17 protein-coding genes and 1 tRNA gene are annotated in these 17,212 nt (G+C 41.3%); 14 read left to right on the top strand and 4 right to left on the bottom strand.

The window, feature by feature from the left end; translation table 11 throughout:
* Window positions 1-13: 13 nt before the first annotated feature.
* Together AC1DYB_RS01090 and AC1DYB_RS01085 are read right to left on the bottom strand one after the other, a co-directional pair.
* Window positions 14-100 (bottom strand) — tRNA-Ser (locus tag AC1DYB_RS01090).
* 81 nt (window positions 101-181) lie between these two features.
* Window positions 182-2,251 carry an HD family phosphohydrolase gene (locus AC1DYB_RS01085; protein ID WP_477431681.1) on the bottom strand — a complete coding sequence of 690 codons (2,070 nt, stop codon included), beginning with the start codon at window positions 2,249-2,251 and terminating at the stop codon, window positions 182-184.
* Window positions 2,252-2,545: 294 nt separating this feature from the next.
* Here AC1DYB_RS01085 and AC1DYB_RS01080 point away from each other — a divergent pair, with 294 nt between their 5' ends.
* The 14 genes from AC1DYB_RS01080 (at window position 2,546) to AC1DYB_RS01015 (ending at window position 14,483) form a co-directional block, all read left to right on the top strand.
* The gene (locus AC1DYB_RS01080; protein WP_477431679.1) at window positions 2,546-3,403 is read left to right on the top strand and encodes an SPFH domain-containing protein; all 858 of its coding nucleotides are present in this window, start codon (window positions 2,546-2,548) and stop codon (window positions 3,401-3,403) included.
* Between the two features lie 4 nt (window positions 3,404-3,407).
* The gene (locus AC1DYB_RS01075; protein WP_477431677.1) at window positions 3,408-3,941 is read left to right on the top strand and encodes a hypothetical protein; all 534 of its coding nucleotides are present in this window, start codon (window positions 3,408-3,410) and stop codon (window positions 3,939-3,941) included.
* A 1-nt stretch (window position 3,942) separates the two neighbouring features.
* Entirely contained in the window at window positions 3,943-4,113 is a 171-nt protein-coding gene (locus tag AC1DYB_RS01070) for a type II toxin-antitoxin system antitoxin (protein WP_477431675.1), read from the top strand.
* A complete protein-coding gene (locus AC1DYB_RS01065) occupies window positions 4,113-4,604 on the top strand; it encodes a hypothetical protein (protein WP_477431673.1) in 492 nt (163 codons plus the stop codon). Before AC1DYB_RS01070 ends, AC1DYB_RS01065 begins: the two co-directional genes overlap by 1 nt.
* Window positions 4,605-4,723: 119 nt before the next feature.
* Window positions 4,724-5,902 (top strand): acetyl-CoA C-acyltransferase, encoded by a 1,179-nt coding sequence (locus AC1DYB_RS01060; RefSeq protein ID WP_477431671.1) that lies wholly within the window; start codon window positions 4,724-4,726, stop codon window positions 5,900-5,902.
* A gap of 84 nt (window positions 5,903-5,986) precedes the next feature.
* On the top strand, window positions 5,987-6,913 hold the full coding sequence (locus tag AC1DYB_RS01055) for a hypothetical protein (RefSeq protein WP_477431669.1): 927 nt from the start codon (window positions 5,987-5,989) through the stop codon (window positions 6,911-6,913).
* 126 nt (window positions 6,914-7,039) lie between these two features.
* On the top strand, window positions 7,040-8,542 hold the full coding sequence (locus AC1DYB_RS01050) for a POT-type proton-dependent oligopeptide transporter (protein ID WP_477431667.1): 1,503 nt from the start codon (window positions 7,040-7,042) through the stop codon (window positions 8,540-8,542).
* Window positions 8,543-8,587: 45 nt separating this feature from the next.
* Window positions 8,588-9,319 (top strand): polyprenol monophosphomannose synthase, encoded by a 732-nt coding sequence (locus AC1DYB_RS01045; protein WP_477431665.1) that lies wholly within the window; start codon window positions 8,588-8,590, stop codon window positions 9,317-9,319.
* A gap of 307 nt (window positions 9,320-9,626) precedes the next feature.
* On the top strand, window positions 9,627-10,649 hold the full coding sequence (gene ruvB / locus AC1DYB_RS01040) for a Holliday junction branch migration DNA helicase RuvB (RefSeq protein WP_295717193.1): 1,023 nt from the start codon (window positions 9,627-9,629) through the stop codon (window positions 10,647-10,649).
* A gap of 36 nt (window positions 10,650-10,685) precedes the next feature.
* Entirely contained in the window at window positions 10,686-11,912 is a 1,227-nt protein-coding gene (locus tag AC1DYB_RS01035) for a Gfo/Idh/MocA family protein (RefSeq protein ID WP_477431663.1), read from the top strand.
* 20 nt (window positions 11,913-11,932) lie between these two features.
* Window positions 11,933-12,814 carry a hypothetical protein gene (locus AC1DYB_RS01030; protein WP_477431661.1) on the top strand — a complete coding sequence of 294 codons (882 nt, stop codon included), beginning with the start codon at window positions 11,933-11,935 and terminating at the stop codon, window positions 12,812-12,814.
* A gap of 125 nt (window positions 12,815-12,939) precedes the next feature.
* Window positions 12,940-13,830: a polysaccharide deacetylase family protein gene (locus tag AC1DYB_RS01025; protein ID WP_295717188.1), complete on the top strand. Its 891-nt coding sequence runs from the start codon at window positions 12,940-12,942 to the stop codon at window positions 13,828-13,830.
* A 139-nt stretch (window positions 13,831-13,969) separates the two neighbouring features.
* A complete protein-coding gene (locus AC1DYB_RS01020; RefSeq protein ID WP_477431659.1) occupies window positions 13,970-14,197 on the top strand; it encodes a hypothetical protein in 228 nt (75 codons plus the stop codon).
* Window positions 14,184-14,483: a type II toxin-antitoxin system RelE/ParE family toxin gene (locus AC1DYB_RS01015; protein ID WP_295717183.1), complete on the top strand. Its 300-nt coding sequence runs from the start codon at window positions 14,184-14,186 to the stop codon at window positions 14,481-14,483. The genes AC1DYB_RS01020 and AC1DYB_RS01015 overlap by 14 nt, the downstream gene beginning before the upstream one ends.
* 60 nt (window positions 14,484-14,543) lie before the next feature.
* On the opposite strand, the gene AC1DYB_RS01010 is transcribed toward AC1DYB_RS01015, so the two are convergent.
* Both AC1DYB_RS01010 and AC1DYB_RS01005 read right to left on the bottom strand, forming a co-directional pair.
* Window positions 14,544-16,430: a S9 family peptidase gene (locus AC1DYB_RS01010; RefSeq protein WP_477431657.1), complete on the bottom strand. Its 1,887-nt coding sequence runs from the start codon at window positions 16,428-16,430 to the stop codon at window positions 14,544-14,546.
* Between the two features lie 276 nt (window positions 16,431-16,706).
* Window positions 16,707-17,204, bottom strand: a complete 498-nt coding sequence (locus tag AC1DYB_RS01005; protein WP_295714936.1) for an FKBP-type peptidyl-prolyl cis-trans isomerase — start codon at window positions 17,202-17,204, stop codon at window positions 16,707-16,709.
* Window positions 17,205-17,212: the final 8 nt, after the last annotated feature.

Below are 17,212 nucleotides of genomic sequence, written 5' to 3'. Positions count from 1 at the left end.
GATAACTACTCAGCGGAGAAGGAGGGATTCGAACCCTCGGTACCGTTTCCAGTACGTCAGTTTAGCAAACTGATCCTTTCGGCCTCTCAGGCACCTCTCCGTGTTTTTTTAATATGTTCCCCTTTTTCCGGGACTGCAAATATAGCAAATCAACTTTCCCGTCAAAAAAAAAATTCATTTTCTAGTAATCTATTCTCACATGATAGATACTCATCAGCATTCGCTTAAAAATAGTTTTAATAGTTTCAATATCTTTCAAAGTTATATTACTGTCTTTCAACTGATTCTGATCCAACTTGTATTTTACTATCCTATCAACCAAAACACTTATTGATTCTTCATCGGGCTCTTTTAATGAGCGCGAAGCGGCCTCAACCGAGTCGGCAAGCATCAAAACACCTGCTTCTTTTGAAAAAGGGATCGGTCCGGGGTACCTAAAAATGTTCTCATTGATGAATTTTTCGGGAAAATTCTTCAATGACGACTGATAAAAATAGTCGACACGGGTATTACCATGGTGGGTACGGATAAAATCAATAATCACCTCGGGCAGGTTGGCTTTGCGGGCCATCTCAATCCCTTTGCTCACGTGCCTTATAATTACCTGGGCGCTTTCCTCATAAGGCAGCTTATCATGCGGGTTAAAACCCGAGCTTTGGTTCTCTATAAAAAACAGCGGATTTTCCATTTTACCAATATCATGATACAGTGCCCCTGCCCTTACCAGTAAAGCATTCCCTCCAATGGTGTAAATTGCATTCTCGGCCAAATTGGCCACCTGTAACGAGTGCTGAAATGTGCCGGGAGCAGTAAAGGCCAGTTCGCGCAATAATGGCGCATTGGTATTGGTAAGCTCAATGAGTGTAATATCCGATGTAAGCGCGAATATCTTCTCAAATATATAGATCATCGGGTAAGCAAGCAGGGTAAGCAATACACTCACCACAAACGGCAGAAAATCCATCCAGTCGATGTCCAGGAATGTACCCTCCCTGATAAAGGTGATCCCCAGGAAAGCCGCGAAATAAGTGAAGATGATAATGGCAGCCGAGATCAGGAACTGCTCGCGGCGTATCAGGTTTTTAATACTGTAAATAGATACCATCCCGGCCGTGATCTCATAATAAGCAAACTCAAAACTGTTTGGCACAAAAAAGCCTGCTATTAATACTACCAGCAAATGAATATTAAGCGCCAAACGCGTATCAAACAAAATACGGATGATGATTGGCACTATACAATAAGGTATATAATACAGGTTTGTAGGGAACTGAAATTTGATAGCTGCCGATAAAGTAGCCAGCATAGCCGTAATTACCAGCAATATTAAACCCACAAGGCGGTTATCGGCATATATATCCTTACGGAAAAGGTATAGAAATATCATCAGCAATGATATGGCTATGGATACCAGTAAAAACTGCCCCACCAGCACCAGTGTATGGTTACCGTTTACGCGGGCATTGTTCTCAAAAGCTTTTTTGTACGAATCTAACTTTTGATAAACATCATCATTGATCACCGATCCTTTATAAACTATCACATCCCCTTTTTGTACCATGCCGCGGGTTATAGAAAGGCCATCATAAACCTCCTTTTCCAGGCGCAGGGTAAGGTTATCATCGTAGTTTAAATTACTTTGAATCCTGTTCTGCAACAAATCAAGCATAAAAGCCTTATCAATATCGGTGCGTTTGGTTAGTATTTTATCGCAGTATGTTAAAGCTTTTTCTTTGGTGAACAGCTCATTGGTATTTTTATCCGTAGCTACATTTTTATTTAAAATGGTAACCGGGTAATTATTGCCGTGTACCAAATATTTATCGCTCAGCTTTAAAATACCCGTATCATACACCTCTTTTAGCAATGCGGTGCCGGCGTCAATATATTTTATTTTTAAACGATCATTAATACCGGCGTTATGCCATTTTATTTCAAGATCGTTTTTAAACCCTTCAATCTGCTGGCCTTCAGTGGCTGCCTCAAGCTGGTAAATGGGAGTTATACTTTCGTAAGCAGTTTTCTTTTCATTATCAATTTCCTGCCCGGTTTTAAGTATAGCAAAGTTATAGGGCGATACCAGGTCCTTTTGATTCCAGATGCGCCCCTTTTCGTACTCATAGCTAAATTTTGCCTGTTTGGGCAAAAAGAAAACAATTAGACTAATGCTGAACAGCATCATCAAAAACTTAACGTTTCGGGCGTATTTACGCATTAATGCCTTTTGCCGCGAGGTGGATAGTTTTGCCATTTATTTAATTAACCATTCAAAAATAATATAAGTTTTTTGAATGAGAGTCAAGAATCAAGAGTCGAGAACCAAGAAAGGGGATTTTCAATATACAAACGCGGTTTTAAACTGCATTTATTATTGCCTTTGATTCTCAATCTAACACCTACTGCTTTTTCTTTCTTAATTCCTAATTCTTGATTCCTGACTCTTGATTCCTGACTCCTGACTCTCAATTCCCGATTCTTTTATTTGCTTTTATCAAATGAAAATTGATATCTTTATGATATCAATTTAAAATCAATTTAAATCACCATGGACTCTGAAAAAACCATCAACCCGCCCTCTGGCTTTTTAGCCTTTGTTTTGTTATTGGTATTGTTTGCAGTTGCTGCAATTTGCTTTGCTACCGGCGAAGAACCCATTGGTACCGCTGTGGGTATACTGGGCGTTGTTTTTATACTCCCCGGTTTGGTTATTGTAAACCCAAACGAATCAAAAGTGTTTACGCTTTTTGGTAAATATGTAGGCAGCGTTAAAAAGGACGGCTTTTTTTGGGTGAACCCGTTCACTGTAAAAAGAAAGATCTCCTTAAGAGCATTTAACCTTAACGGCCAGCAACTAAAGGTAAACGATAGTATTGGCAACCCAATTGAAATTGCAGCTGTAATTGTATGGCAGATAAAAGATACCGCCAGCGCGGTTTTCGCGGTTGAAAACTATATACAATACGTGAACATACAGAGCGAAGCTGCTGTAAGGCACCTGGCCAACTCCTTCCCTTATGATAACCTGGAGGATGAAACCGCTACAATCACCCTGCGTGGTGGTGCCGAACAGGTAAGCCTCTTATTGGAGAAAGAACTAAACGAGCGACTTCATCGCGCCGGGATAGAGGTTTTGGAAGCAAGGATCTCGCACCTGGCCTACGCGCCCGAGATTGCACACTCGATGCTCCAGGTACAACAGGCATCTGCCATTATTGCCGCCCGAAGGCTGATAGTAGAAGGCGCCGTGGGTATGGTAGAGATGGCACTGAATAAACTATCAGAAAAAAACATAGTAGAACTGGATGAGGAACGCAAAGCCGCCATGGTAAGCAACCTGCTGGTGGTATTATGTGGCGACAGAAGCGTTAATCCGGTAGTTAACACAGGTACCTTATATCATTAATAATATGGATCAGTTTAGAAGTTTTGATCAGCTGCGTACCAACGAGCTTTCGGTTACCCGGAACGGCTTTTTCAGACCCTCATTTGACCTTACCGACGGGCAGTTTGTTTATGGGAAACTAAGCTATGGCAATTTATGGAAAACCACCATGATCCTGGAGTCGGCGCAAAATAAATGGTTCATCAAACGTAAACGCATTTTTAGCCGAACTTTATTGATAAAAGATGCCAATGAAATGGAATTGGGAGCTATAACGCCCGAGATATTATCGCGTAAAGTAAAACTGAGTATGAACAATGGCTTTGAGGCTATGTACGCTTACAAAAAGCTTTTTACACGTACTTTTAGTTTGATGAGCGACCAGTATGGTGATATATTGGGTGTAAAAGCCAATATGTGGGGTTTTAAAAAACCATTTGACGTATCGATTGACCTGGATAAGTTAAAATCCATACCAGATATGCCCCTACTGGCCCTATTGGGCGTAAATTTAATTTTGATAAAACAAGCGCAGGCCGCAAACGCGGCAGGGAGTTGATATGGCTGAGAAAAAAGCATTTGTATTACGCATTAATCCGGATGTATTAAAGGAACTGGAAGCATGGGCTGCCGAAGAATTCAGGAGCACCAATGGGCAAATCGAGTACCTGATGCAACAGGCTTTGCTTGCGCGTAAAAAAACTATAAAGAAGAAAAAGGGAACGGATTGATGGAATATAGCAGCATTGATAACTTAAATAGCAAAAAGCTTTGGCTGTTGAACAGAGGCTCGCATTATGACCTAACCAATAATATAATTTTATATGGGCGTATGTATAATGACAACTCATTTGTGCCAAAAACATTTTTGGAGACCAAAGACGAAACTATATTGATATTAAACTCCACCATAGGTGATCTTTCCATAAAAACCCCTGAGGGTAAAATGATTGGTTATGGTGAAACAAAATTATTTATAGGCAAGTTCAATTTAAAACTCAATAATGGCTTCAAGGCCAATTTTAGTACCACATCATTTTTCAGTTCAGAATATTGTTGGATAGATGAGACTGGAAATGAATTAATAAGAATTTTTGGTAGGGATACATCGCAAATAGCGATAACCTTTATCAAACCAGTTTTGGAGGTACCCAATCTCAATGTGCTTATTTTGGCCGGGGTCAAAACAATTTTTAATCACAATGAAGTTGCTAATGGTTAAATAGGGAGCTTCGTAGTAAAACACACAATTTCAAAATACCTATTAATTTATTATGCACGCATAGCTTTTTTCTCTCCTCAAAATAACTAAATTTGCCCTACCAATTTAATGAGGGACACATGAAAGAAGTAGTAATAGTAGCCGCCACCCGTACGCCTATAGGCAGTTTTGGGGGCAGCTTAGCCGCTATAAGCGCCACACAGCTTGGCGCGCAGGTTATCAAATCGGCGGTTGAAAAGGCTGATTTACGGCCAGACCAGGTTCAGGAAGTTTATATGGGCAACGTAATGTCGGCCAATTTGGGGCAGGCGCCGGCTACCCAGGCAGCTATATTTGCCGGCCTTCCTTATTCACCCGCCACTACCGTTAACAAAGTTTGCGCATCGGGCATGAAAGCCATCATGCTGGCAGCCCAAAGCATAGCCGTCGGTCAAAATGATATTGTGGTTGCCGGGGGCATGGAAAGCATGAGTAATGTACCCTACTATTTAGATAAAGCACGCAACGGCTACCGTTTAGGTAACGGGCAAATTATTGATGGCTTAGTAAAGGATGGCCTTTGGGATGTATATAATGATTACCATATGGGCTCCGCAGCAGAGCTTTGCGCGGTTGATTGCAACATCAGTCGCGAGGAGCAGGATGCATACGCCATAGAATCATATAATCGGGCCCAAAAAGCGCAAGCCGGCGGCAAATTCAAAGACGAAATTACGCCAGTAGAACTGAAAGATAAAAAAGGCGATATTACCCTTTTTGCCGATGATGAAGAACCTAAAGCAGTTAAGTTTGATAAAATCCCCTCTTTAAAACCGGTATTTAAAAAAGACGGTACTGTAACCGCGGCCAATGCATCAACTTTAAATGATGGCGCTGCAGCTTTGGTATTAATGAGCCGTGAAAAAGCCGAAGAACTGGGCATCACCCCGCTGGCCAAAATAGTATCCTACGCCGATGCGCAGCAGGCACCGGAGTGGTTTACCACGGCACCTTCAAAAGCTATTCCACTGGCATTGCACCGCGCAGGCTTATCGGCAGAGCAAATTGATTTCTTCGAGATCAACGAGGCTTTCTCCGTAGTCGCCATCGCCAATAACGACCTTTTAAAACTCGATCCTGCCAAAGTAAATGTTAATGGCGGTGCTGTTGCGTTAGGTCATCCACTGGGCGCTTCCGGCGCACGTATCATTGTAACGCTGTTACATGTGCTGCAGCAAAACCAGGGCAAATTTGGCGCAGCCGGAATTTGTAACGGCGGCGGTGGCGCCAGCGCAATGGTTATCGAGAATTTACGTTAGGTTAGAGAAAATAATATAAGTGCCATTGCAGCTATACGTTCAAACAATAAATTGTTACTTTTATAATAACAACTAATCAGCATCGTGATAAAGAAGCTTTTTGTATCCCTCCTATCCCTCCTGTTTTTTTTACACAGCCATGCTCAGCACTCGGACGAGAATGTGCGGATCAAACAGCTAAAGCTTTACGAGGATACGCTTAAAACCCTTGGCAAAACCTTCATTAACGATGAAAACGATTTGGAACGTAAAAATGCCAATTACAAGTTTATCAAAACAATGGTAAATGCGTTAAAGGTACCCAACTCCTTCCTCTTCCCTTTTGATTCTGTTAAAACCATCAGCATTATAAATTCGCCCGATAATCGTTTCCGGATATTAAGCTGGTCTATCATGAACCAGGATGGCAGTTTTCGTTTCTATGGCACGGTGCAAATGAACACCGGTGGATTTTTAAAAATGTATCCGCTTGAGGATTATTCACCCCTGCTAAAAAACCCCGAGGATTCTATTATTAATTCCCGCAAGTGGTATGGCGCACAGTATTATAAAATCATCCCGGTTTATGCAGCAAAAACTTATTATGTATTAATTGGCTGGAAAGGAAATACTGTAAAATCAAACAAAAGGGTTATTGATGTGCTATCCTTCAACAATGGCGAACCCATATTTGGAATGCCCGTTTTTGATGGCAATGGTAAAACCCGTAAAAGAGTAGTATTTGAATATGCCCGCCAGGCATCCATGCTGTTAAGGTATGTACCAGGGCAAAACCTTATTGTATTTGATCACCTGGCCCCGCCGGATGCCAAACTAAAAGACAAACCCGAAACCTTTGGCCCCGACCTTAGCTATGATGGCTATAAATTAAAAAATGGCCGCTGGGTGTATGTGGAGCAGTTGGATATGCGCAATGTACCCGATAATACCAGCAGCACGCCCGATAAAGAGTACGTAGATCCCAAACAACAAGCTTTACGCGATAAAAAGCTTATTCCAAAATCACATTAATTTTAAAGAATTAAACAAACGTTAACGTTTAATAATCAAAACAATCCAATCCTAATTTGTAACACTTTCGGTATTAAATTCTGATTTGGAAGATTTATACTAATTTAGGCAAATTTTATATTCATAATGATGCAGGAAAAAACAGCAGCACAATCCAGGTCGATAGGGAAAATTCCAAGAGCGGTACCGTTCATTATAGGGAATGAGTTTGCAGAGCGTTTTAGCTTTTACGGGATGCGGAGCATCATAGCTGTTTTTTTAACTCACCAATTTTTCAGTCACGAAACAACCGCTATTGCCAATGCCAAGGCAAACGAAATAAACCATGCTTTTTCAACCCTGGTATATTTTACCCCCCTACTGGGTGCTATACTGGCCGACTGGTTTTTTGGCAAATACCGTGTTATATTAATAGGATCGTTAATTTACACTGTAGGGCACTTTGTGCTATCTATGTTTGACAAGTCGCTTCCTGGTTTTGAGATAGGCTTACTTATCATCGCATTTTCTGCAGGTGCCGTAAAATCATGCGTATCTGCAAACGTTGGCGATCAGTTTGATCATAAAAATCAGCATTTAATGAGCAGTATTTATGGCTGGTTTTACTTCAGTATCAATGCGGGTTCTATGATCAGTCTTTTATTGATCCCCGTTATCTATGCCAAATTTGGCGCCGGATGGGCCTTTGGTGTACCGGGAATTTTGATGGCAGCAGCTACCTTAATCTTTTTCTCGGGCAGTAAAAGCTATGTTAAAGTTCCTGCCAGCGGCATTAAAAAAGACAATTTTGCAGCGGTCAATCTTTATGTGCTATCTTCATTTTTAAACAAAGGTAAAACCGGTAAATCCGGCTGGGCTATGGCTGTTGATAAATATGGAATTGATAAAATTGAAGCCATTAAAGCGGTATGGAGTGTGATGGGTGTATTCGCGTTTATCCCTATTTTTTGGGCCATGTGGGATATGAACGGATCTGAATGGATATTGCAGGCTCAAAACCTTGACCTGTCATTAGGTGTATTTGGCTTGCATATATTGCCATCACAAATTCAGTTTGTAAACGCCCTTTTCCTGTTGATGATGATCCCTATATTCAATTATGGTTTATATCCACTGGTTGAAAAAATGGGTGTAAAACTTACCTCCATAAGAAAGATAGGGTTTGGACTTTTCCTTACCGGTTTAAGCTTTGTAATAATAGCCATACTGCAAACCAATGTTGATCATGGCGGTCATCCATCGGTATGGTGGCAGATTTTTGCTTATGTATTACTTTCGGCAGGCGAAGTATTGGTATCCATAACCGGACTTGAGTATGCTTATACCCAATCGCCCCCATCGATGAAAAGCACTATGACCGCATTATGGTATTTAACTTATGCCATTGGTACGTTTTTCACCACCCTGCTTAATCACAACATGTCGAAAAACGGTATTTTTGCGTGGTTTACCGGCGCAAGTTACTACTGGCTTTTTGTAGGCATCATGGCTTTCTTCGTTATATTATTCATGATTGTGAGCCCATATATTAAAGAAAAAAGTTATTTGGTTGACGATATGATTGGCGGCGGATTAGATATCAGGGGCGATCATACTACAGAAATTCATCCCGATAACCCAATTGTGTAATAAAAGTTGTTGTTTTGTGCTTTATTAAACATCAGAACTTAATACGTGCCAGATAGTATTGTTATTATACCCACTTATAACGAGAAGGAAAATATAGAGCGAATGATTCGCAAAGTATTTTCCCTTCCGCATGATTTTCATTTGCTTATCATTGATGATGGATCGCCGGATGGCACCAACGCCATTGTAAAAAGCTTAATGAACGTATATCCCGAGCAGCTTTTTTTAATAGAGCGTGCGGGGAAACAGGGCTTAGGAACCGCTTACATCCGCGGTTTTGAATGGTCCATCGAACATAAATACGATTATATTTTTGAAATGGATTGTGATTTTTCACACAATCCGGATGACTTGTTAAAGCTAAGGCAGGCTTGTATTGAGGGCGCGGACGCCGCCATAGGTTCCCGCTATAGCAACGGCGTAAATGTAGTTAACTGGCCCATGAGCCGGGTATTGATGAGCTATTTTGCATCGGTATACGTAAGATTTATTACCGGGATTGATGTAGCCGATTCAACGGCAGGATTTATGTGCTATAAGCGCAAGGTGCTGGAAACCATCAGCCTGGAAAAAATAAAATTTGTAGGCTATGCCTTCCAGATTGAAATGAAATACACCACCATTAAACACGGTTTTAAATTGGTAGAGATCCCCATTATATTCACTGATCGTACTGCCGGCACCTCCAAAATGTCGACAGGAATATTCAAGGAAGCATTTTTTGGGGTGATCCAGATGAAGATAAACAGTATTTTCAGAAAATATCCGGAAGGTTGAGGTGAAAGGTGAAAGGTGAAAGGTGAAAGGTGAAAGGTGAAAGGTGAAAGGTGAAAGGTGAAAGGTGAAAGGTGAAAGGTGAAAGGTGAATCAACCAGGCAAAAACTTTTCACCCTTTACCTTTCTATTTAGCCTAAAAGAACCTTTTACCTTTCGCCCTTTACCTCCAATGAAACAAACCTTTTACCTTTCGCCCTTTACCTTTCACCTCTAATGAAAAGGACCTTTTACCTTTCAACTCCAATGAAACAAACCTTTTACCTTTATCCTTTCACCTTTCGCCTAAAAAAAGCTAATTTCGTTGGTAATGAATGAGCATCTTGATCCGGCGCCGGAACGTCTCAGTAATGCCGAGCGTGATATTGAAAAAGTTTTACGTCCGCAGCAGTTTGAGGATTTTACCGGTCAGCATAAAATATTAGCCAATTTAAAAATATTTGTACAGGCTGCCCGCCAGCGTGGCGAGGCGCTTGACCACGTGTTACTGCATGGCCCCCCGGGTTTGGGTAAAACCACCCTCTCCTACATCATAGCGAATGAAATGAGTGTAGGCATCAAGATCACATCGGGACCGGTACTGGATAAGCCAGGCGATCTTGCAGGCTTACTCACCAACCTGGAAACAGGCGATATCCTTTTTATTGATGAAATCCATCGTTTAAGCCCACTGGTTGAGGAATATCTGTACTCGGCCATGGAAGATTTTAAGATAGATATTATGCTGGAGAGTGGCCCAAATGCCCGTTCGGTACAAATCTCCCTTAATCCCTTTACATTGGTTGGCGCTACCACCCGCTCGGGCCTGCTTACCGCGCCTTTAAGGGCCCGGTTTGGCATTAACGCCCGTTTGGAGTATTATGATGCCAAACTGCTTACCACTATTGTACTGCGTTCATCATCTATCCTTAAAACCCCGATAACTGATGAGGGGGCTTATGAAATTGCCCGCCGCAGCCGTGGCACACCACGTATTGCCAATGCACTGCTGCGCCGCACCCGTGATTTTGCCCAGATAAAAGGCGACGGTAATATTGATACCGCCATTGCCAAATATGCGCTTAACGCCCTCAATGTTGATGAGCATGGCCTTGATGAAATGGACAACAAGATTTTAACTACCATTATTGATAAGTTTAAAGGTGGGCCGGTTGGCTTAAAAACCATTGCCACCGCCGTTGGCGAAGATGAAGGCACAATTGAAGAAGTATATGAACCGTTTTTAATACAGGAAGGCTTTTTAATGCGCACCGCCCGTGGCAGGGAGTGTACAGAAAGCGCCTATAAACATTTGGGGAAAATAAAGCTTGGGGGCAATCCTTCGTTATTTTAATAAAACCGATAATACATCAGCTACCTAATTACTACCATGAGAACAAAATTAAAACAAGGTCTTAAATTATTATTTATACTAACGTTTATAGGTTGCGCTGCAATAACCAAAGCGCAAACAACGCTGCCCACACCCGCTTCGCCAATGGTACCAACCAAACCCGAAGCGCTGCCTGCCGACACTGCACGCAAGCTTAAAAAAGACACCGCGGGTGTAAAGAAAGACACCATAGTGGTTAAAAAAAAAGCAACCGGCCCAAAAGTAGGCATCGCCGGGCTAAACCACGACCATATTCACCTGATATTAAATGAATACCGTAATGGTAACGTAAACATTGTGGGCATTGCAGAACCAGACAAAAAGCTGTGGGCAAAATATGGCAAAATGTATGGCGTACCCGATTCTTTATTTTTTGAAGACCTGAAAACCATGTGCCTTGCCCGCAAACCGGTTATTGTACTGGGTTATAATGCTGTTGGTAAGCACATTGATATTGTAGAAACCTGCGCCCCAATGGGCATCTCCGTAATGGTTGAAAAACCATTGGCCGCCACGCTTGAGCAGGCCAAACGCATGGAGTTTTTAGCTTTAAGGTATTACATAAACCTGCTTACCAATTATGAAACTACCTGGTACCCATCGGTACAAAGCGCGTACAATACTATTAAAGCGGATAGTGTGGGCATGATTCGCAAAATGGTGTTTCATGATGGTCACCAGGGCCCGCGCGAAATTGGCTGCAGCGAGGATTTCTTAACCTGGCTTACAGATCCCGTGCTTAATGGCGCCGGTGCATTAAACGACTTTGGCTGCTACGGCGCCGATATGATGACCTGGATGATGCAGGGACAAAAGCCTATTGCTGTAACTGCGGTTGCCAGGCATTACAAACCATCGGTATACCCTAAGGTGGAAGACGACGTAACTATTATTGTGGAATACCCCAACGCTACCGGGATGATAGAAGCATCATGGAACTGGCCTTTCGGTATTAAGGATATGGAGGTGTTTGGGGCAAAGGGCTATATCCATACATTTGATAAAGATAGCGTTGAAGTAAGGATTAATAATGACGTAAAAAGCTTTAAAGCCCCGGCTTTGCCATCCCCGGCAGATGCGCCTGTGCCTTACTTTACAGCTGCCCTTAAAACCCCGCTTAAATTCAGGAATGACCGCTCATCCCTGAAAAACAATATGATTGTAATGCTGATACTTGATGCGGCAAAAAGATCAATCAAGGAGGGCAAACGGATAGTTTTGTAAATACAATAATTGCAAGCTGCATGAAACAAATTATATCCGGAGTATTGCTAAGCCTGATCCTGGTAAGTTGCGGGAATAAAAAGGATAAATTGACCAATCCCGTTTACCCTACTAAAAGTTATCTGAGTATTAAACTGGATGCCGCAGGTCATCTGCCAGCTAACCCGTATATACTCAAATTTGACAATGCAAAAAAACACATTGTTTTTTGTGGTGTAAACCACCTGGCAAACCAAAGCAATATACAAGACCCAATGTATTTGGGAATTGAAAAAGCTTTTTTTGATTTTAAGCCGGATGTATGTGTAAATGAAGGGGGAGATGTTTCAAATAAAACTTATGCATCAAAAAAGGAAGCATTAGTTAAAGACGGCGAAATAGGGTTGCTTAAAATATTGGCCGATAGCCTGAAGATAAAAACGGTAAATGGTGATATGACGGATAGCCTTGAGTTTAAACAACTACTGGCTAAATATCCGCCCGATGAATTTTTGGCTTATATAGTTACTGAAAGGTTTATGTGGGGATTAAAAGGACAGGGAATTACAGATACAAATACGATAAAAAGAAATTATACCGGCTTTATCAAAAACTACATTATGAAAAAAGGAGCTGTAAAGCTGCTGCCCGGGCAACAAACCTTAAGTTTTTATAAAGCCGGCTATCAAAAACTCTTGGGCCGGCCATTTGATATCCGGCAACTTGAGCCAACCAATCCATTTGATCCTAAAGGGAAATTCCAGGAAATTGGCAGGGCTTCCAAAGAAATAAGGGACCAAAATTTGCTACGCACAATTGATTCATTACTTAAAACACATCAAAAAGTATTTATAGTTTTTGGCGGATGGCATTTGTTAACCTGTGAGCCGGGTTTAAGGCAGATCATCAATCAAAGCGAATAATAATTTTACTTATTAACGTTTGGGGTTAAAGTATAAATTAATTTTATTTACAAAGCTGGTTTACATCCTATATAATTATATTATTTTCGCCGTTGTTCTATTAATTAAAAAATCATCATCATACCATGATTAAACAAGCTTTTGTATGGTTAGCTGTATGTGCATTAGGCACAATGTCTTGCCAGAGTAAACCTACCGATAAATCAGCAGGAACACCTGCTACAGGTACAGCCGCCGCAACAACAATTGCCGGCAAACCGGCAGATAAAGCCGCCATTATGGCCCGCAAACAGGTACCGGTTGTTTGTTACCACCAGATACGCGATTGGAAACCTACTGATTCAAAAAATGCTAAAGACTATATTGTACAGATAGCTGCCTTTAAAGAACATATTAAAATGCTGGCCGATAGCGGTTACCATACCATACTGCCCGATCAGTTGTATGCTTATCTTACAACTGGAGCTCCCCTGCCCAAAAAACCGATCATGCTTACTTTTGACGATACCGACCTTGATCAGTTCACGATAGCTAACCCTACCTTGAAAAAATACGGTTTTAAGGCTGTTTATTTTGTAATGACTGTATCATTAGGCCGCCCGCATTATATGACCGCCGATATGGTTAAAAAACTATCTGACGAAGGCAACGTAATTGGAAGCCATACCTGGGATCATCACCGGGTTGACAAATACTCGCACAATTCTGAACTTAAAATCATCGGAAAAAATGGTAAAATAACCACCAGGCCGGTTGATGATTGGGTTACACAAATAGATAAGCCAACCAAAAAGCTGGAAGAAATTACCGGTAAAAAAATAGACTATTTCGCCTATCCATTTGGCATCTGGAAAAAACCTGTTTTGCCGGAGTTTGAGAAAAAAGGTTTCAAAATTGCTTTCCAACTGGCTGATAAACGTGACCCTGATTATCCGTTGATGACCGTTCGCCGTATTTTGGATAGCGGATATTGGACAACCAAAACTTTCAGCAATAGCGTAAGAAATAGTTTCTAATACCCAGCCTCTTGAAGGGGCTGATCAGCATATTTAAGCGGCGTTTCTCTTGTTGAGAAAGGCCGTTTTTATTTTGATAATGAATCAATAAATATTTCAAATCCCAACATTTTGAAATTTATGTTTAGTAAATTTGTGTATGACCACGCTGACAGTAAATATTCAAAACGAAAAAGATCTGCCTGTTTTGCAAGAGATACTAAACAGGTTTGGTTTAAGTTATCATATTGATTCAGATAATGACCACACATTTTCTGAAGATGAAATAAAGGATCTGCTGCAAACCAGGCAGGACTTTTTGGATGGAAAAACCACTGCCCGAAACTGGACAGACATAGAAGAAGAACTGAACCGTGCCTACAATTAAACTTCTAAAACGTGCCGAACTTGAATTGATTGATGCTTGTGAATGGTACGAAAAACAACAAAGAGGTCTTTCGGCAAATTTTAGAAGAGAAGTTAAAATCACCATTCATTCTATTGATCTAAATCCCAAACTCTATGCAAAAAGGTATCAATCGGATCTACGTTTCGTACCGGTAAGAATATTTCCATACATCATTGTTTACTGGTACGATGAGCAACTATCCACTATATTTATCACATCAATTTTTCATACCAAAAGAGATCCCGAACGTTTTGAAAACAAATAAATATGCATAAAAAAAGGCCCCTGTATGAAGCCTTTTTTCTTTAAGCTATGCATGTCTTTCTTACTTCTTCTCCATCAAATACTTATCCAAAAACGCCAGTATCTTATTAGCGGTAGTGATCAGGTTTTCTTTTTTCTGGAAACCGTGGCCTTCATTGGGGTAGGTAATATATTCAACCGGTACTCCGTTCTTTTTAACGCCATCTACAATTTCCTTACTTTCTATAGGTAATACCCGCACATCATTCATTCCCTGAAAAACAATTAATGGTTTATTGATAGTTTGGTAATGAAACAGCGGCGAGATCTTTTTAAGGTGTACACTATCGGCTGTGTATGGGTCGCCTAACTCATCATATAAAGCCTTACGCTCGGCTTCCCAATATGGAGGGATGCTTTTGAGCGTGCGCATCCAGTTGGCAACACCAAACATATCAACTCCCACTTTAAACTCATTAGGGTGAAAAGCCAATGCGCCCAATACCATGCACCCGCCATAGCTGCCACCCATAATGCCTATTTTTGCAGTATCAATATAAGCCTGTTGTTGCAGCCATTTTTTACCCCAGATGCAATCTTTCAGGTCGCCATTACTGTGGTCTTTGTTATCCAGTTTATAAAACGTTTTGCCGTAGCCGCTACTGCCCCGGTTATTAACCGCCAGCACAGCATAACCATGGTTTACCAGGAACTGAATCTGGTTACTAAAGCCGAAATTACTTTGCCCGCCCGGACCACCATGTATCAACAATATAGCAGGCACCGGGTGCTCTTTGGTTGCATTTTTGGGTTTGTAGTAAATGGCAGGAATCTCCAGGCCATCAAAAGATTTAAAATGAACCACTTCGGCCGATACCAGGTCATCTGTACTTACTGCAGGGTTAAGTGTACGGGTAATTGGTTTTAATTCCTTTTTCTCGAAATTATAAACGTAGAGATTATTAGGACTAACACTGCTGCCCACTGTAAGCATCATATTTTTTTCACTTGGCGAAAACACCGCCGATTTAACTTCCCCATCTTTTACTTCCGGAAAATCGAGTTGTTTGCCCGTTTTATTATCAAACAACAACACTTTGGTTTTACCATCTGCATTTACGTACACGGTATAGTACTTTTCCAGGTCGCTAAGTTCCATCCCAACCACATCCCACGTGGTTGAATAAACTTTTGAAGTTGCCCCTGTATTCAGGTTGTATTTTACCAGGTAGCTAAATTCGCTGCCATCGTTGGTAATATAATACAGGCTCGAGTCGCCTTTGGTAAACGCGGCAGGGTACCAGGTAGCCTCTTTATCGTTGCTTAGTTTTTTGACTGCCTTTGTCGTCCTGTCGTAAATATAAAGCTCATTTTTATCGGTAGTGATAGATTTGATGAGGGAAATGTACCGCTCCGACTTGGAAACCGGTCCGGGTGAATACCCGCCATCATTTTGATAAAGCAGCTCAGCATTCCAGGTATTTACATCCAGCTTGTAAATATCGTTGAATTTGGGGTCGCGTTTATTACTGGTAATGTACAGGAACTTTTTATCAGCGCTCCATCCATCGGTACCATTGGTGGTGTTGGCCCACGGTGTAAGATCTTTCACCGCCGATCCATCAGCCTTTTGCAGATAGATATGGTAATTTTCGTTACCTCCCTGATCTGCGCTATATAAAAAGTCATTTGTACCCGGTACATACCCAATTGCAAAGTACGAATCCTTTACCGAATGCGTAAGTGGTTTTGAGGCGGTATCAGCAATGTTTATGGCGGAGAGATTAAATATCCCTGTGCTGTTATCATCAACCAATACCTTAGTTTCGTCGGCATTAAAACCGGCACCATTTATCGCTTTATTGTTATACAATTGCTCAATGGAGTATGATTTTACTGCAGTGGGCTTATCAGAGTTGCTGCACGCGCTAAATAAAATAGCCAGTGCAAATAAGGATAGGTATTTCATTTTACATCTAATTTTCAGCAAGTTATGTGAAATTATTTGAAAAACAAAGGAACTTTATCCAATCCATATTTTAAATAAAAGGGGTTAATTTTTCATCTCCCGCGAGGTTAGCCAGCGTAACTCGTGGGAGCCATGGTTTAAGCCTTTGGCTTAGTTCAGCTAAAAGCTGAAACCATATAGGCCACGAGTTAGAACCTCGCGGCAGTTTGTTTTTTGCACAAAAAAAAGCCCGCTATTTGCATAACGGGCTTTTCAAATATTATACGTTCGCTAAAATTAGTGAGCGTGGTGACCATCAGCGCCATGTGCATGGCCATGTGATAATTCTTCTGGTGTGGCGGGGCGTACATTAAGGATACTGCCTTTAAAATGCAATTCCTGGCCAGCCATAGGGTGGTTAAGGTCAACAATTACCGAATCTTCGGCAATTGATACTACCTGTGCCTGGAAACGGTTGCCATTATTATCCTGTAAAGGCAAAATGCTGCCAATTTCAGGAACTTCAGTTCCCTGGAACATTTCTTTAGGCAGGTTGGCTACTGCTTCTTCATCATATTCGCCGTAAGCATCCTGAGCTGACAGACGAAATTCATAAGCATCACCAGTTGATAGGGTGCTTAAATTTTCTTCAAATTTGGGCAGCATCTGGCCGGCACCAAACAAAAAGGTTAAAGGTTGTTCTTGTGTGGCACTTTCCGTTAACGTTTCGGTACCATCCTGGTCAACATACAAATCGTAAGTTAATGACACTACGTGCTGTGGTTCAATCTTCATTGTAAAGT

It is taken from the genome of Mucilaginibacter sp. P2_A4 (assembly GCF_056405015.1).
Note: the sequence above shows the minus strand (reverse complement) of the source record. Positions and strands in the feature narration are given on the sequence as shown.

Excerpts from the sequence above, each read along its gene's own strand:
- AC1DYB_RS01085 (WP_477431681.1), bottom strand. The coding sequence starts at position 2,251 with ATGGCAAAACTATCCACCTCGCGGCAAAAGGCATTAATGCGTAAATAC.
- AC1DYB_RS01080 (WP_477431679.1), top strand. The coding sequence starts at position 2,546 with ATGGACTCTGAAAAAACCATCAACCCGCCCTCTGGCTTTTTAGCCTTT.
- AC1DYB_RS01075 (WP_477431677.1), top strand. The coding sequence starts at position 3,408 with ATGGATCAGTTTAGAAGTTTTGATCAGCTGCGTACCAACGAGCTTTCG.
- AC1DYB_RS01070 (WP_477431675.1), top strand. The coding sequence starts at position 3,943 with ATGGCTGAGAAAAAAGCATTTGTATTACGCATTAATCCGGATGTATTA.
- AC1DYB_RS01065 (WP_477431673.1), top strand. The coding sequence starts at position 4,113 with ATGGAATATAGCAGCATTGATAACTTAAATAGCAAAAAGCTTTGGCTG.
- AC1DYB_RS01060 (WP_477431671.1), top strand. The coding sequence starts at position 4,724 with ATGAAAGAAGTAGTAATAGTAGCCGCCACCCGTACGCCTATAGGCAGT.
- AC1DYB_RS01050 (WP_477431667.1), top strand. The coding sequence starts at position 7,040 with ATGATGCAGGAAAAAACAGCAGCACAATCCAGGTCGATAGGGAAAATT.
- ruvB (WP_295717193.1), top strand. The coding sequence starts at position 9,627 with ATGAATGAGCATCTTGATCCGGCGCCGGAACGTCTCAGTAATGCCGAG.
- AC1DYB_RS01035 (WP_477431663.1), top strand. The coding sequence starts at position 10,686 with ATGAGAACAAAATTAAAACAAGGTCTTAAATTATTATTTATACTAACG.
- AC1DYB_RS01030 (WP_477431661.1), top strand. The coding sequence starts at position 11,933 with ATGAAACAAATTATATCCGGAGTATTGCTAAGCCTGATCCTGGTAAGT.
- AC1DYB_RS01025 (WP_295717188.1), top strand. The coding sequence starts at position 12,940 with ATGATTAAACAAGCTTTTGTATGGTTAGCTGTATGTGCATTAGGCACA.
- AC1DYB_RS01020 (WP_477431659.1), top strand. The coding sequence starts at position 13,970 with ATGACCACGCTGACAGTAAATATTCAAAACGAAAAAGATCTGCCTGTT.
- AC1DYB_RS01010 (WP_477431657.1), bottom strand. The coding sequence starts at position 16,430 with ATGAAATACCTATCCTTATTTGCACTGGCTATTTTATTTAGCGCGTGC.
- AC1DYB_RS01005 (WP_295714936.1), bottom strand. The coding sequence starts at position 17,204 with ATGAAGATTGAACCACAGCACGTAGTGTCATTAACTTACGATTTGTAT.